The sequence below is a fragment of the Bacteroides mediterraneensis genome (assembly GCF_016900355.1).
Lineage (GTDB): Bacteria > Bacteroidota > Bacteroidia > Bacteroidales > Bacteroidaceae > Phocaeicola.
The window spans coordinates 1-14,165 of sequence record NZ_JACJKA010000011.1 but is presented as its reverse complement, the minus strand read 5'-3'; the positions used below and the strand labels follow the sequence as shown (position 1 = coordinate 14,165).

Annotated in this window: 14 protein-coding genes; 4 read left to right on the top strand and 10 right to left on the bottom strand. The window is 44.7% G+C overall.

Features of this window, described 5'->3' with window-relative positions:
- The first annotated feature begins 315 nt into the window (after positions 1-315).
- Complete coding sequence (locus H6A28_RS07305; protein ID WP_204473635.1) at positions 316-747, top strand: Hsp20/alpha crystallin family protein; 432 nt, start codon at positions 316-318, stop codon at positions 745-747.
- A gap of 69 nt (positions 748-816) precedes the next feature.
- Here H6A28_RS07305 and H6A28_RS07300 read toward each other — a convergent pair whose 3' ends face one another.
- The 3 genes from H6A28_RS07300 to H6A28_RS07290 form a co-directional block, all read right to left on the bottom strand.
- The gene (locus H6A28_RS07300; RefSeq protein WP_204473633.1) at positions 817-2,148 is read right to left on the bottom strand and encodes a nucleobase:cation symporter-2 family protein; all 1,332 of its coding nucleotides are present in this window, start codon (positions 2,146-2,148) and stop codon (positions 817-819) included.
- 18 nt (positions 2,149-2,166) lie between these two features.
- Positions 2,167-2,736: a xanthine phosphoribosyltransferase gene (gene xpt / locus H6A28_RS07295; RefSeq protein WP_204473630.1), complete on the bottom strand. Its 570-nt coding sequence runs from the start codon at positions 2,734-2,736 to the stop codon at positions 2,167-2,169.
- Between the two features lie 178 nt (positions 2,737-2,914).
- Positions 2,915-3,880: a fimbrillin family protein gene (locus tag H6A28_RS07290; protein WP_204479586.1), complete on the bottom strand. Its 966-nt coding sequence runs from the start codon at positions 3,878-3,880 to the stop codon at positions 2,915-2,917.
- Between the two features lie 141 nt (positions 3,881-4,021).
- Here H6A28_RS07290 and H6A28_RS07285 point away from each other — a divergent pair, with 141 nt between their 5' ends.
- Positions 4,022-5,440 carry an alkaline phosphatase gene (locus H6A28_RS07285; RefSeq protein WP_204479585.1) on the top strand — a complete coding sequence of 473 codons (1,419 nt, stop codon included), beginning with the start codon at positions 4,022-4,024 and terminating at the stop codon, positions 5,438-5,440.
- On the opposite strand, the gene H6A28_RS07280 is transcribed toward H6A28_RS07285, so the two are convergent.
- A complete protein-coding gene (locus tag H6A28_RS07280) occupies positions 5,441-6,355 on the bottom strand; it encodes a helix-hairpin-helix domain-containing protein (protein WP_204479583.1) in 915 nt (304 codons plus the stop codon). It lies immediately after the preceding gene.
- Positions 6,356-7,729, bottom strand: coding sequence for a sodium-dependent transporter (locus H6A28_RS07275; RefSeq protein ID WP_204479581.1), 1,374 nt, complete (start codon positions 7,727-7,729; stop codon positions 6,356-6,358).
- Positions 7,730-7,821: 92 nt separating this feature from the next.
- Here H6A28_RS07275 and H6A28_RS07270 point away from each other — a divergent pair, with 92 nt between their 5' ends.
- The gene (locus tag H6A28_RS07270) at positions 7,822-8,220 is read left to right on the top strand and encodes a VanZ family protein (protein ID WP_204473621.1); all 399 of its coding nucleotides are present in this window, start codon (positions 7,822-7,824) and stop codon (positions 8,218-8,220) included.
- A gap of 95 nt (positions 8,221-8,315) precedes the next feature.
- Here H6A28_RS07270 and H6A28_RS07265 read toward each other — a convergent pair whose 3' ends face one another.
- The 5 genes from H6A28_RS07265 to H6A28_RS07245 form a co-directional block, all read right to left on the bottom strand.
- Positions 8,316-8,819 carry an RNA polymerase sigma factor gene (locus H6A28_RS07265; protein WP_204473620.1) on the bottom strand — a complete coding sequence of 168 codons (504 nt, stop codon included), beginning with the start codon at positions 8,817-8,819 and terminating at the stop codon, positions 8,316-8,318.
- Positions 8,820-8,958: 139 nt separating this feature from the next.
- Positions 8,959-9,465, bottom strand: coding sequence for a CYTH domain-containing protein (locus tag H6A28_RS07260; protein WP_204479579.1), 507 nt, complete (start codon positions 9,463-9,465; stop codon positions 8,959-8,961).
- Between the two features lie 18 nt (positions 9,466-9,483).
- Positions 9,484-9,624 carry a hypothetical protein gene (locus tag H6A28_RS07255; protein WP_204473618.1) on the bottom strand — a complete coding sequence of 47 codons (141 nt, stop codon included), beginning with the start codon at positions 9,622-9,624 and terminating at the stop codon, positions 9,484-9,486.
- Positions 9,625-9,710: 86 nt separating this feature from the next.
- Positions 9,711-10,826 carry a peptide chain release factor 2 gene (prfB, locus tag H6A28_RS07250; RefSeq protein ID WP_204473617.1) on the bottom strand — a complete coding sequence of 372 codons (1,116 nt, stop codon included), beginning with the start codon at positions 10,824-10,826 and terminating at the stop codon, positions 9,711-9,713.
- A gap of 180 nt (positions 10,827-11,006) precedes the next feature.
- Positions 11,007-12,821: an AMP-dependent synthetase/ligase gene (locus H6A28_RS07245; protein WP_204479577.1), complete on the bottom strand. Its 1,815-nt coding sequence runs from the start codon at positions 12,819-12,821 to the stop codon at positions 11,007-11,009.
- 126 nt (positions 12,822-12,947) lie between these two features.
- Between H6A28_RS07245 and H6A28_RS07240 the strand changes: the two genes are divergently transcribed.
- Positions 12,948-14,012: a M20 family metallo-hydrolase gene (locus tag H6A28_RS07240; protein WP_204479575.1), complete on the top strand. Its 1,065-nt coding sequence runs from the start codon at positions 12,948-12,950 to the stop codon at positions 14,010-14,012.
- Positions 14,013-14,165 lie beyond the last annotated feature (153 nt).

The window sequence follows — 14,165 nt, the reverse complement described above, 5'->3', positions numbered from 1 at the left end:
AAGAAAAAGCCATTGCGGAATCGTAATGGCTTTTTTTCTGTCATTTTGAGTTCATCTAATCCACAAAGTGAAAGTTTGGCAGATAATTTTATGTCAATCTGTCGACAAGTGGCAAACAGGAAGGCCACCAATGTTTGCCTAAGTTTAAAAACGAGGAGGATAGTTAAACGGGATTTAAAATCAATGTCCCTTTTGGCATACCTTCCATAAAAGGCATACGTTTTGCAATCTCTTAGGCGGATTGCGGAAGCGAAAGCCGAAGCCCTCCGGAAAGAAAATTGATAATAAAACAACTTAATATAGGAGATTACAACTATGATGCCGACTAGAAAAAATTACAATCAGAACTGGTTACCGAGTATCTTTAATGATTTCTTTGATAACGACTGGATGGTAAAAGCCAACTCTACAGCTCCTGCAATCAATGTAATTGAAAGCGAAAAAGAGTATAAAGTTGAATTGGCAGCTCCCGGCATGACGAAAGACGACTTTCACGTTCAACTGGCTGATGACAATACGCTGACCATTTCAATGGAGAAGAAGAACGAAAACAAAGAGGAAAACGACAAGAAGTATTTGCGTCGTGAATTCTCTTACAGCAAATTCGAACAATCCATGATTATCCCTGATGACGTGGAGAAAGAGAAAATCAATGCTGCTGTCAATGACGGTGTATTGACAATCGATTTGCCGAAAAAGACAAACGAAGAAAAAGTTCAGGCTCGTAAAGTTATTGAAGTCAAATAAATAAAGAGCTCCTAAAAAGAAAGCCCCGCTCCTGCATAGGAACGAGGCTTTTTTTATGCCGGAAGAAAATTATTCCTTTATCTGAATCAACAGATTGGCCAAGATAGCGGTCAATCCACCGGTAGTGATACCTGAAGAGAAAATGTTACGGAGTGTATCGGGCAACTGACACAAGATATCGGGTACCAGCTCCACACTCAGACCAAAAGAAAAACTCAACGCCATTACAAGCGTAGCTTTACGGTCAATTTTCTGTGAAGAGATGATACGAATGCCGGCCGCAGCCACTGTACCAAACATCAGCAAAGTAGCTCCTCCCAACACGGGCTCCGGCATCAGCGAGAACACCAGACCTACCGCCGGGAACAAGCCCAACAAAATCAAAAAACCAGCAATGAAATACCCTACATAACGGCTGGCGACTCCCGTCAACTGAATCATACCGTTATTCTGTGCAAAAATAGAATTGGGGAATGAATTGAAGAAACCAGCCAGCATGGAGTTGAATCCATCTGCCAGAATACCTCCAGAAGCACGCTTCACAAAGGTTTCTCCTTCTACCGGCTCACCCGAAATCAAAGAGTTGGCTGTAATGTCTCCGTATGCCTCAATGGCCGTAATCAGATACACCAACGCCAATCCGATGATGGCAGAGATATCAAATGAAATGCCATAGCGGAAAGGAATTGGGATATTGAATCCTCCATAACTTTGCACTGCTGAGAAGTCGACCATGCCCAAAGCCCAGGCCAATACATAACCGACTACCAAACCTATCACAATCGAACTCATGCGCAAGTAACGGTTGGAACTACGGTTGAAGAAAATAATCAGTACCAGTACCAGCGCAGCCAATCCAATATGGTGGAAAGCCCCGAATGAGCCGTCGGCTTGTGCGGCAGCTCCTCCTCCACATGCAGAGATTCCCACTTTAATCAGACTCATGCCAATCAAGGTCACGACAATACCCGACACCAGGGGAGTAATGACACGGCGCGTGTACTTCAACACTCTACTAATCAGCATTTCTACCGATGAAGAAACAATACATGCACCAAAGATTGCACTTAATCCTCCGGTCAAACCAGCCGAAATAATCGGCCCGATAAAAGAGAAACTCGTTCCCTGAATACACAACAAACCGCAACCGATAGGCCCCACACGACGACATTGGATGAAAGTTGAAATACCTGAAGCAAAAAGGGCCATAGAAACTAAGAAACCGGTTGTTTCCAAATCCAGCTTCAATGCTCCCGCAATAATCAACGGAGGCGTAATAATAGCCACGAAAATGGCCAACAAATGTTGCAACGCGGCAAAAATAGTATCTTTCAAAGGGGGACGGTCATTCAAACCGTAAATAAGCCCGGCACTCTGGGCTACTTGTTGTTCTTTTTCCATCAAAGATTTGCTTTACTGTTACTCCTTTATTTTAATTTGACAATTATCCAAACTCTCTATGATTGCCAAAGATTCCACATGAATCCCCTGGGCACGAAGATAATCTCCTCCATGCTGGAATGATTTTTCTATCAAAAATCCCATGCCGACCAGTTCGGCACCGGCCTTCTGTACCAAATCAATAATTCCTTTTGCCGCATTCCCATTGGCCAAAAAGTCATCCACGAACAAAACCTTATCGCCCGGGCACAAATAATCTTTACTTACACACACATCGTACGTACGATCCTTCGTAAAGGAATAGACTGTGGTAGTCAACATATTTTCCATTGTACTTGGCTTTTTCTTCTTGGCAAAAACAACCGGAAGTTCCAACAAATAGCCCACCATGATGGCCGGCGCAATTCCGCTCGCCTCAATGGTCATCACTTTGTTAATCTTTGTACTGGCAAATCTCCGTACAAATTCCACAGCCATTGACTTCATCAGAATCGGGTCCATCTGATGATTGATAAAATTATCCACCTTGAGGATTCCTCCTTCAAAGCATTTCCCATCACGCATGATGCGTTCCTTCAGTGCTTTCATTGCTTATAATGAACTAAGAATTGATTATTCTTTATTTGAAAGTGCAAAGTTACATGTTTTTTCCGAGATGTAAGGCAATTTTGCATGCAGATAAAATTTCACCTCCGCTACAAAAGGCTGCAACAGAGGTGATTTCATAAAAAAGGGCCTTATACAAAATAAGCTCTTTAAGAAAAGTTTACTCTACTGGAATTTCATCAATGGCTAGTTCTGGAAGTTCTTCTGAAATCCAACCTGTCACTTCGCATCCTACCAGTTGCAAGACTTCTTTTGTCAGTTTCAGTGTAAACCGATAAAACTTACCGGCTTGAAACTGCTTACCCAATTTCTCAGTGGAAGCTGTATAAGACACTCCATCACGCTGATAGACTATAGAGAATTTCGAATTTTCCTCCAAATCTGATGGATTACACAAGAAATACATTGTATATCCAGACTCCTCTGCTACTTCCACCGGCTCCTCATAATCAAATGCCAACGCATCTTTCTCTGAGCCTTCCTCATACGTCATGCCATCGGCATCAGCCTGTTCTCCAAAATGATAGGTGCTACGTCCAAATAAGTTCTTTCCTTCCAGTGTAGCCTGACTCAGCAATACATTTTCTTCGGGTAAATCTTTCTTGAGGGTGATGGCCAGAAGGCTATACACATGCTTGAAAGAAGAAGAACCGGTAAAAGAAACCGTACCATTATCCGTCTCCTGATAACTTGTCTGACAACGAGCGGCCAGGAAATCAAAATCCCCCACTTCGGAAAGCGAACCCGATTGCTTGCTTAAATCCGGCATCGGTATGCTGGTACGTGTGGTGGCCTCTTCTGAATAAGGATAATATGCACAAAACTGAAAAGTGTTCACTTTATCTTTCCAGGTCAACGGAGATTCTGAAATCCATTGACCACTGGTCAGTGTCCATTTCACAGGATTATTTTCTTCCGGCATAAAGAATCCCAATGCATCCAGTTCCGAGAATTCGGTGCCTCCCATTTCGTCTGTCACAGTTCGAGCCTCTGCACCTGCTGCATACACCGAAGCCCTTAAACGAAGGACTGCATCTTCACTCATGTTTGACAACGATTCATTCTGCTGACAGGAAGCCAACAAGGACAAAACCAGACATGCCCCTACTAAATTTGTCTTTTTCATAATAAGAATTAATATAGTTACAACAATAAGAATGAAATCTCCCCAAAACGTTTACCTATTTTCCATATTTTTTTCATAGAAAGGGAGGCAATCGTCACAATTTTCCGTATTTTCGCAAAAAATTATTCAACACAGAACTTTATGAAGAAATTATCAATCGCCGTCATGTTCATCCTACTGGCCTTCTGTCAAATCCATGCACAACAGGCCAAGTATGTGTTCTATTTCATCGGAGATGGAATGGGAGTGAATCAAGTACAGGGTACGGAACTGTACCTTGGTGAGTTAGAAGGGAAGATCGGAATTACTCCTTTGCAGTTTACCCAATTTCCCTATACTACGGTAGCCACCACTTTCTCTGCCACAAACGGAGTGACGGATTCGGCAGCAGCCGGAACCGCACTGGCTACTGGAAATAAAACGAAAAATGGAGCCATTGGAGTGTTAAAAGACCAACAGACACCCGTCTACAGTGTAGCCACATGGGCCAAAGACCATGGCTGCCGCGTAGGAGTCGCTACCAGTGTGAGTGTAGACCATGCCACTCCTGCTGCTTTCTATGCACACGCAGCTGGAAGAGGGAGCTATTATACCATAGGAAAAGACTTGTACAATACAGGATTCGACTTCTATGCAGGTTCAGATTTTCTACAACCTAAAGACAAAAATAATCCACAGTCTGAGAGTCTGTATGACATGGCCTCCCAATATGGTTACACCATTGCCAGAGGCTATAAAGACTATCTCAAGAAATGCAAGAAGTCTGATAAAATGATTCTGTTCCAGTCGGAAGCCTCTTCACAAGCAGACCAGACTTCCATTCCTTATGCCATCGACCGTAAAAAAGGAGATATGACCCTGCAGGAAATTACTCGCTCAGCTATCAATTTTCTTTCCAAAGACCTGTCAAAAGGATTTTTCCTGATGGTAGAAGGAGGAAAAATTGACTGGGCATGCCACAGCAACGATGCTGCCACTGTCTTCCATGAAGTCATAGATTTTGACAATGCCATCAAAGTGGCTTATGAATTCTATTCCCAACATCCGGACGAGACCCTGATTGTGGTCACTGCCGACCATGAAACGGGAGGTTTTGTCTTAGGAAAAGGTCCGTACAAACTGAACCTGCAGGTACTGAAGAACCAGAAGGTCAGCGAAAGCGGATTTACCAAAATCATCAACCAGTTACGTGCAAAGACTAATAATAAAGTGTCTTGGGAGGCTGTACAGCAGGCTTTGAAAGATAACTTTGGTTTCTGGGATAAAGTGGAACTGAGCGAAAAACAAGAAGCTCGTCTGAAAGCCGTATACGAACAAAGTCTTCAGAACCAGGAAATGAAGATGGAAAAGAGCGAATATGCACAAGATGAACCGATTGCTGCAGAGGCCAAACGGATTATCGATGAGATTGCCTTGACCGGATGGACCAGCGGAGGACATTCTGCCGGTTACGTACCAGTATTTGCCATCGGTGCAGGAGCAGATAAGTTCCAGAACCGCATTGACAACACCGAAATTCCGGTAAAGATTGCGGAAGCAGCCGGTTATACTCGTAAATAATTATTCGAAAGATAAATAAGGAGACAAACGCTGAAGGTCTTTTTCGGAAAACTCTTCAAACAAAGAGAGCCGAGAAAGACCTTTAATGTTTCCTCGTTTACGGCGATATTCCAAAATGGCTTTAGCCTTATAAAAATCCATATAAGGATGATTGCGCAATTTGTCCAGCCCATCTTTGTTCACTCTGATTTTCCGGAACGGTCCCCCCTTGACCACAAACCATTTATTCAGATCCGAATCTACATGGGGAACTTCCTGAAGCTGTTCCACACAAGTAAATCCCCCCAGTCGGTTCCGGTACGCTACAATCAATTTCGCAATTCCGCTCCCGATACCCGGTATACGCTTCAGCTCAGTGGTATCCGCCTCATTCAACGACACAAGCGTTCCCTCCGGATACTTTTCTATTCGTTTTATTTCTGTCTCAGTCTGCTGACGGTCCTTTTCTACCGGTGAAATACGGTGGATGCCCTCCTCTTCCGGAATGCGGATATAAGGTTTTAGCAAAAGATACTGTTGCTCCTCCAGCCCATAAATCTTAGCAAAGGACTCAGGCGTACGAAATCGGCCTCCCTTTTCCCGGTAACGGAGGATATTGCGAACCACAAAAGCAGAGAGCCCCAGCTTCCGTAGCTGGGAAGAATCGGCTGTATTCGGGTTAAAATCAAAAAGAATGGCTTGCGGAACTTCTTTGAATCTGTTTTTTGCATACTTCCGTTTGGTATCGTCTGTTTTACGTTGCCTTACGGAAGCCAAAAAAGAATCAATTTCCGCACTATCTTCCTGATAAACCTGTTCAGAAGGCTGCATAATCCAGCATACTCCCCACAAGATACACAAGATTACCAGCAACCCCAACAACAACAGAATGACTCTCCGTTCCGACCGAGAATAATAGAAGAAATCTTTCCACATTTACCAGTTCAACAAGCCCAGTTCATTCATAAAAATACCTAAAATACCCAGTGGAGCCACAATTCTCAATGCCAACAAGTAGACAGGATAATAAGGGGCTTTCAAGGAGCCATAATTCGTGACTTCTCCCTTCACAATCTTCTTGTCCAGTACCCAGCCTACAAAGATGGCGGCAAACATTCCACATACCGGCAGCATAATCTTGGCGGTAAGATAATCCAGTGCATCGAACATATTCATCCCCCCAATCTTGACATTGCTCCATACTCCCAACGCCAGTGAAGAAACAATACCGATAAGCAGACAACATCCTGTGACAATACAAGCGGCACGTCCCCGTGTAAAATGGAACCTCTCGTGCAAGAACGCCGTTGCCACCTCATGCAAGGAGATGGTAGAGGTCAAAGCAGCCAAAGCCAACAATACATAGAAGGCTATCGCACAGATATAAGCCAAAGCCGGAACATTGGCAAAAGCCTGTTGAAACACGTTTGGCAAGGTAATGAAAATCAAGGAAGGCCCTGCATCCGGCTGGATACCTACGGAAAAAGCAGCAGGGAAAATAATCAATCCGGCCAGTACCGCCACACAAGTATCGATTACTCCCACGCTCAAGGCCGTATGTCCCAAGCGAGTATCCTTCCCGAAATAAGAAGCGTATGTCGACAAGCAACCCATTCCCAAACTGAGGGAGAAAAAGGCTTGTCCCATGGCCCCTAAAAAGACATCCGGGGTGACCTTGCTAAAGTCCGGATGCAAAAGGAATTTCACTCCTTTCTCCGCTCCCGGCAACGTCACCGAACAGACAGCCAACAGAATGACCAAAATAAACAAGATAGGCATCATGATCTTCGAAGACTTTTCAATCCCCTCCTTCACTCCTTTGACAATGACAAAATGGGTGGCAAACATGAAGATGAACAACCAGAGAAGCGGACGGAAAGGCTGTTGCGAGAAGTCCTGGAACATCGTCACATATTCTGAGGAAGTCTTACCAGACAAGCCGAACGTCACGGCCTGCCAGACATATTCCAGGGTCCATCCGGCCACCACCGAATAATATCCTAAAATCAGAAAACCGGTCAACACTCCGGCATATCCTACCCATTTCCAATGCGAACCTGGAGCCAATACCTCAAACGCTCCTCCCGTACAGGCTTTCGCCCGACGCCCGATGGTAAACTCTGCAATCATGATGGGAAGTCCGAACACAATCACACATCCCAGATAAATCAATATAAATGCAGCTCCCCCATGGTTTCCTGTCTCATACGGAAAACGCCAAATGTTACCTAAACCTACTGCCGAGCCAGCAGCTGCCAGAATAGCTCCTAACTTACTTCCAAAATTCGCTCGTTCACTTTTGTGCTGCATAAATCATTTTATTATAATTATACCTCAAAACAGGTGACAAATGTATAAAAAAATATCTTATTTTTGCACGAAAATTTAAAGTTTTAAGCGAAATGCAAAATTTAAGACATTATCCATTTTCCATTCTCACAATTTTGGTAATTTGGTATTTATCCTTCTTCACCCCTCCCCAGACCCGGTTGGAAGAAATCACAAACTTCGACAAACTCGTCCACCTCTGCATGTACGGCGGACTCAGTTCCGTGTTATGGATAGAATACCTGATCCATCATTCAATTATCAAAAAATGGAATCTGATTATCCTCTGTATCCTGTTTCCCATCTTGATGAGCGGAGTCATTGAAATCCTACAAGCCTATTGCACAGACAACCGCAGTGGAGACTGGATGGACTTTGCCGCCAACAGCGTCGGAGTATTGCTCGCCTCCTTGGCCGGACATTTCATTTACCGTCCTTTCATCCAAAAAAGATTTCCTCACCCGAAGTCCTAAATCTGCTCCATAAAAGCACAGACGTCGGGTGCTATCACAGCAACCGACGTCCACTAAAATATATTATTTTTAAAGATAGAGAGTTTCACATTTCATCAACGGAAGTCCTTCAGGTCTTCCTGCAGTCTTTGCCGGGTGAAATAAATCCGGCTTTTCACGGTGCCCAACGGAAGGTTCAGCTTGTCGGCAATTTCCCGATATTTGAATCCTGACACATACATGGCAAAAGGCACACGATATTCCTTCGGCAAGGCATTGACGATGCGACGCATTTCCTTCAGGTCGTACGAACCTTGCATGGAATCATCTTCGATATCCACCCCTAAATTCAGAAAGAACTGATTGTCGGTGTTGTCCACATACGTCTGGTCGCGCAAAGTCTTGCGATAATTATTAATGAATATATTGCGCATGATGGTATAAATCCATCCCTTGAAATTCGTTTCAGCCACATACTTTTCCTCATTGTCCAAGGCCTTCAAAGAAGTCTCTTGAAGAAGATCATTCGCTTCTTCACGGTCGGCCGTCAATTTATAAGCGAAACGAAGTAGTTCTGTCTGCATACTCAACAGATTCTGAGCAAAAGTTGCCGTTTTCATAATTCTTTAGTCTTTCTTTTCTTTGTAATTGAAATAATGTCTGCTTTTCGTTTTGACACTGTAATATTAGCAGAAAAAGAAAGATAGCCCTTCACAAAAACTGATAATCAAACGGGTAAAAACTCTCAGTTGATAGTTTTTACCCCTTGTTCTGACAGTTTTCAGGAAGGTTTTCAGACCATTTACAATAGGGCGACTTCTTTAAAAATGAATTATAGTATTTGATTTGCCCGGTTACTTCTTCCCCTAAGAACGAAGGACGGTCGAACGGTTCGTCTTCACTGCCGAGCTCTACTTCTGCCACTACCAGTCCCTCGTTGTCTCCATAAAATTCGTCCACTTCAAACACGTGCGTTCCACAACGCACCAGGTAGCGCGTCTTGTCAATCATCCCCGGCTCGCACAGTTTCATCAGCTCCTCTGCCTCCTGCAAGGAAAGCGGATGTTCCCACTCATACCGGCTCATTCCTGCAACATCCGAAGGGCCTTTAATGGTAAGGTATCCTTCCCCATTCTGGATACGGACCCTCACCGTACGTCCCCTCTCGCTACAGATATATCCTTGCTTGATGCGCTTTTTCCCATAAGCCATCGCCTTATAAGAATCCCCGCGCACCAAAAACTTACGTTCTATTTCTTGCGACATACCTCTATTATTGAACTATCAGGAAGCTAACGTATAGCCTACAATCATCAAAATAGCCAATAGAATCAAGACAATACAAATCATCCTGAACAATCTATTGGCTTTTTCCTCTTCACGCTTTTCGAAATTCTGTCTCTTTACAGTTCTGTTGTGTCCCATAAGTTTTCATTTTTAGATTTACACCCCTAAAATTACAACTTATCTGCAAAAAGACAAACAAAAGCGATAATTTTCCGCAAAGTTTATCAGTTTTCGCTATCCGAAAACTCCATCAGGTAAGCTTTGATAAACCCGTCAATCTTACCGTCCATCACTCCATTCACATCGGAAGTCTGGTAATTGGTACGGTGGTCTTTCACCCGACGGTCATCAAATACGTAGCTTCGAATCTGCGACCCCCATTCAATTTTCTTCTTGCCAGCCTCTACTTTGGCCTGTTCTTCCATACGGTGCTTCAGCTCCTTGTCGTACAAGATAGAACGCAATTGACGCATGGCATTTTCCTTGTTCTTCGGCTGGTCACGGGTTTCGGTATTTTCAATCAAGATTTCTTCTTCCTCACCGGTATAAGGGTCTTTATACTGATAACGCAAGCGGACACCTGATTCTACCTTGTTCACGTTCTGTCCTCCTGCACCACCGCTTCGGAACGTATCCCATGACAAGCGGGCCGGTTCTACCGTCACCTCAATGGAGTCGTCCACCAACGGAGTCACAAACACGGACGCAAACGAAGTCATTCGTTTTCCCTGTGCGTTATAAGGTGATACACGCACCAGACGGTGCACACCGTTCTCTCCTTTCAGATAACCATAGGCATAGGCTCCTTCAATATTCATGGTCACGGTCTTGATACCGGCCTCATCTCCTTCCTGAAGATTGGCGATAGACAATTTATAGCCGTTGCTTTCCGCCCAGCGCATATACATACGCATCAGCATGGAAGCCCAGTCCTGACTTTCAGTTCCTCCGGCCCCTGAATTGATTTTCAGCACGCAGTCCATCTGGTCAGCTTCCGAACGAAGCATGTTCTTCAACTCCAATGCTTCCACCGCAGCGAGTGCCTTTGCATACGCCTCATCCACTTCTTCTTCCGTCACCAGTTCATCTTTATAGAAATCGAAAGACAACTGCAATTCATCTGCCAGCGTCTTCACTTCCTGGTAGCCGGAAATCCATTGCTGCAAGGATTTTACTTTCTTCATCTGCGCTTCGGCAGCCTTCTGGTCATCCCAAAAGCCGGGTGCCTGTGTACGAAGCTGCTCTTCTTCCACCTGTATCTTCTTTCCGTCAATATCCAAATAACGATGCAGGGCTTCCGTACGTTCCTTTATGTCTTTCAGTTGCTCTATGGTAATCATAAAATACGATAAATTAGTCTGTTAATATTTTCTCGGTGCAAAGATAGTGAAAGCCGAGCGCAGAGGCAAATAGAAAACGCAGTTTTCTAAATTTGACTATGCCGAGGCGTATCCTATCTTCTCCAAAGAGATAAAAAACAGGCACCCCTGAAAGAGTGCCTGTATATAAAAGTCAGTCGGTTAGCCTACATTTTCTTCATACATCTTGTCAATGATATCCTTGTAATTTCGGGCCACTACCGCACGCTTCAGTTTCAAGGTGTTCGTCAGTTCCCCTCGTTCCATGCTGAAAGGTTCAGGCAGTAACGTGAAACGCTTCACCTGCTCGTAATGGGCAAACTCCTGCTGGAGCGTATCAATACGCAACTGGAACAATTCGATGATCTTCGGATTTTCCAGCAAATCCTTGCGACTCGTAAATGTAATATGGTGTTCACGGGCAAATTTCTCCACCTGTGCATACTCCGGTACAATCAATGCCGACACAAACTTGCGGCGGTCAGCAATGATAGTCACCTGGTCAATGTAACGGTCTACCACCAGCTTGGTTTCAATGGCTTGCGGAGCGATGTATTTGCCATTGGAGGTCTTGAAAAGATCCTTGATACGGTCAGTCAGATACAAGAAACCGTCCTTCATGTAACCGGCATCTCCCGTACGGAACCATCCGTCGTCCGTAAAGGCCTGTTTGGTAATTGCCTCTTTCTTGTAATATCCTTTGGTAATCGTTCCTCCCCGAAGCTGGATTTCATTATTTTCACCGATGCGGACTTCCACTCCCGGCAACACCCGTCCGACGCCTCCAATCCGGAAATCCCCCTTCCATTCACAGGAAACCGTAGCTGTACTTTCCGTCAACCCGTAGCCGGCCACCATATCAATGCCTACGGAATGCACAAATTCCTCCACCTTTTCCGGAATGGCAGCTCCAGCTGTCGGAAAGAAGTTGCCGTTTTCCAACCCGATGGTTTTCTTCAAAAGGCTGTAAATCGTTCGCTCATAAAATTTATATTTCATGCGAAGTACGGCCGGAGGAGTCTTTCCGTTCATCAGGTAGGTGATATTATGCTCCTTTCCTACCCGCAACGCATCCAGCATGAGGGCTTTCTTCAACCCTGTGGCCTCATTGATTTTTTCATGCACACCGGCAAATACCTTTTCCCAAAAGCGCGGTACACTGCACATGGCAGTTGGGCGGATTTCCTTGATGGTTTTCTGAATGTCCTGCGGTTTCAGGTTGATGCACAGCATACAGCCCTTGTACAAACAATAAAAAGCCCATCCCCGCTCAAAGATATGCGTAAACGGCAAAAAGTTCATCACCACGTCATTCTCCCCCAGTTCCTTCAGGCGGGCATCATGCCCCTTGAACGCCGCTTCATAATTGGAATGATGCAGCATCACCCCTTTGGAATCACCGGTAGTACCCGAAGTATACAAAATATTGGCCAGATCGTCCGGCGAAGAAGCAGAAGTACGTGCCTCCACCTCATTCAGCCATTTTTCATCCTCCTCTAATTTCAGAAAATCAGAAAAATAAATTGAGTTGCAGTCTCCCGAAGCACGTTTGACGGTCGGGTCAAAAATAATGATCTGTTTCAAGGAACGTCCCAGACTCTGTACCCGATAAGCCACATCATACTGGTACTGCTCTCCCACAAACAAGAAGCGGATGGCCGCATCTTCCACAATGTAATGCACCTGAGCCTCGGAACTCGTGGCATACAAAGGAACGGTCACAATCCGGTCTCTGAAAGCCCCGAAATCCACATAAAAACATTCTGGCTTGTTTTGTGAGAAAACCCCTATATTCTCTTGTGCCTCAACCCCAGCGGCTACCAAGGCCTTGGCCACCTGGTCCACTAAATTCGCAAATTTGTTCCACGTGACAGGAACCCATGTAGATGTCGTGTAATCACGGTATTTTAAGGCTACTTTATCCCCATATTTTTCTGCTTGTCGCCGCACAAGCCGGGACAAATATGAATTAACCATCTATATTTCTTTGTTTTATTGTTTCTTTTGCAAATATAAGATTTTATTTGGAATGTGTTGTCAATCTAAACTTTTTCTCCTAAAAAAGAGTATCTTTGCAAGGAATCTAAAAAACAGGTTATATTTATGATAGATATAGGTTACTACACATCTGAAGCACTGACTCTGCTGCATTCACTGATTGGAATTCCCTCTATCAGCCGAGAAGAAGACGCAGCAGCCGACTTTCTGCAAAATTACATAGAAGAGACCGGCATTATGACGGGACGTTCCGGCAATAATATCTGGTGCATCAGTCCCATGTTTGATATTCAGAAGCCTACCATCCTGCTTAATTCACACATCGATACGGTCAAACCCGTAAACGGATGGAGAAAACAGCCGTTCACTCCCAAAAACGAGAACGGAAAACTGTACGGACTGGGAAGCAACGATGCGGGAGCCAGCCTGGTATCTCTCTTTCAGGTATATCGCTACCTCAGCATGACCACACAAAGTTACAACCTGATTTACCTGGCTTCGTGTGAAGAAGAGGTGTCCGGGAAAAACGGCATTGAAAGCGTACTTCACCAGCTTCCTCCCATTGCCTTGGGAGTAGTGGGAGAACCTACGGAGATGCATCCGGCCATCGCCGAAAAGGGACTGATGGTGCTCGATGTCACTGCCCGGGGCAAATCCGGACATGCCGCCCGAAACGAAGGAGAAAATGCCATCTACAAAATCCTGCCGGACATTGAATGGTTCCGTTCATACCAGTTCCCCAAAGAATCTCCGCTGTTAGGACCGGTCAAAATGAGTGTGACGCAGATTAATGCCGGCACGCAGCACAACGTGATTCCAGACTTGTGCACCATGGTGGTCGATATCCGCAGCAACGAATGCTACTCCAACGAAGAACTGTTCGCCGAAATCTGCAAACATGTACAAAGTGAAGTGAAGGCCCGCTCCTTCCGCCTCAACTCTTCCAGCATTTCAGTGGACCATCCTTTCGTGAAACGCGCCATCGAACTGGGGAAAACACCGTTTGGCTCTCCTACGCTGTCCGACCAAGCACTAATGCCTTTCACTTCCGTCAAAATCGGCCCGGGAAAATCCTCCCGCTCACATACAGCCGATGAATATGTGCTGGTCAGCGAAATTGAAGAAGCCATCTCCGTTTACGTACAAATCTTAGATGGATTGAAAATTTAACCCTAACCCATAAATGCAGACAAAATAAAAAGAGGCCGTCTCAAAATGAATTGAGATGGCCTCTGTCGTTTCATCTCAGATTGAAGTTGTTTGGATTTTCCTCACAAAAGGAGTATCTAAGTTTCCTCCTGCAAATTTCATCATTTTAAACCG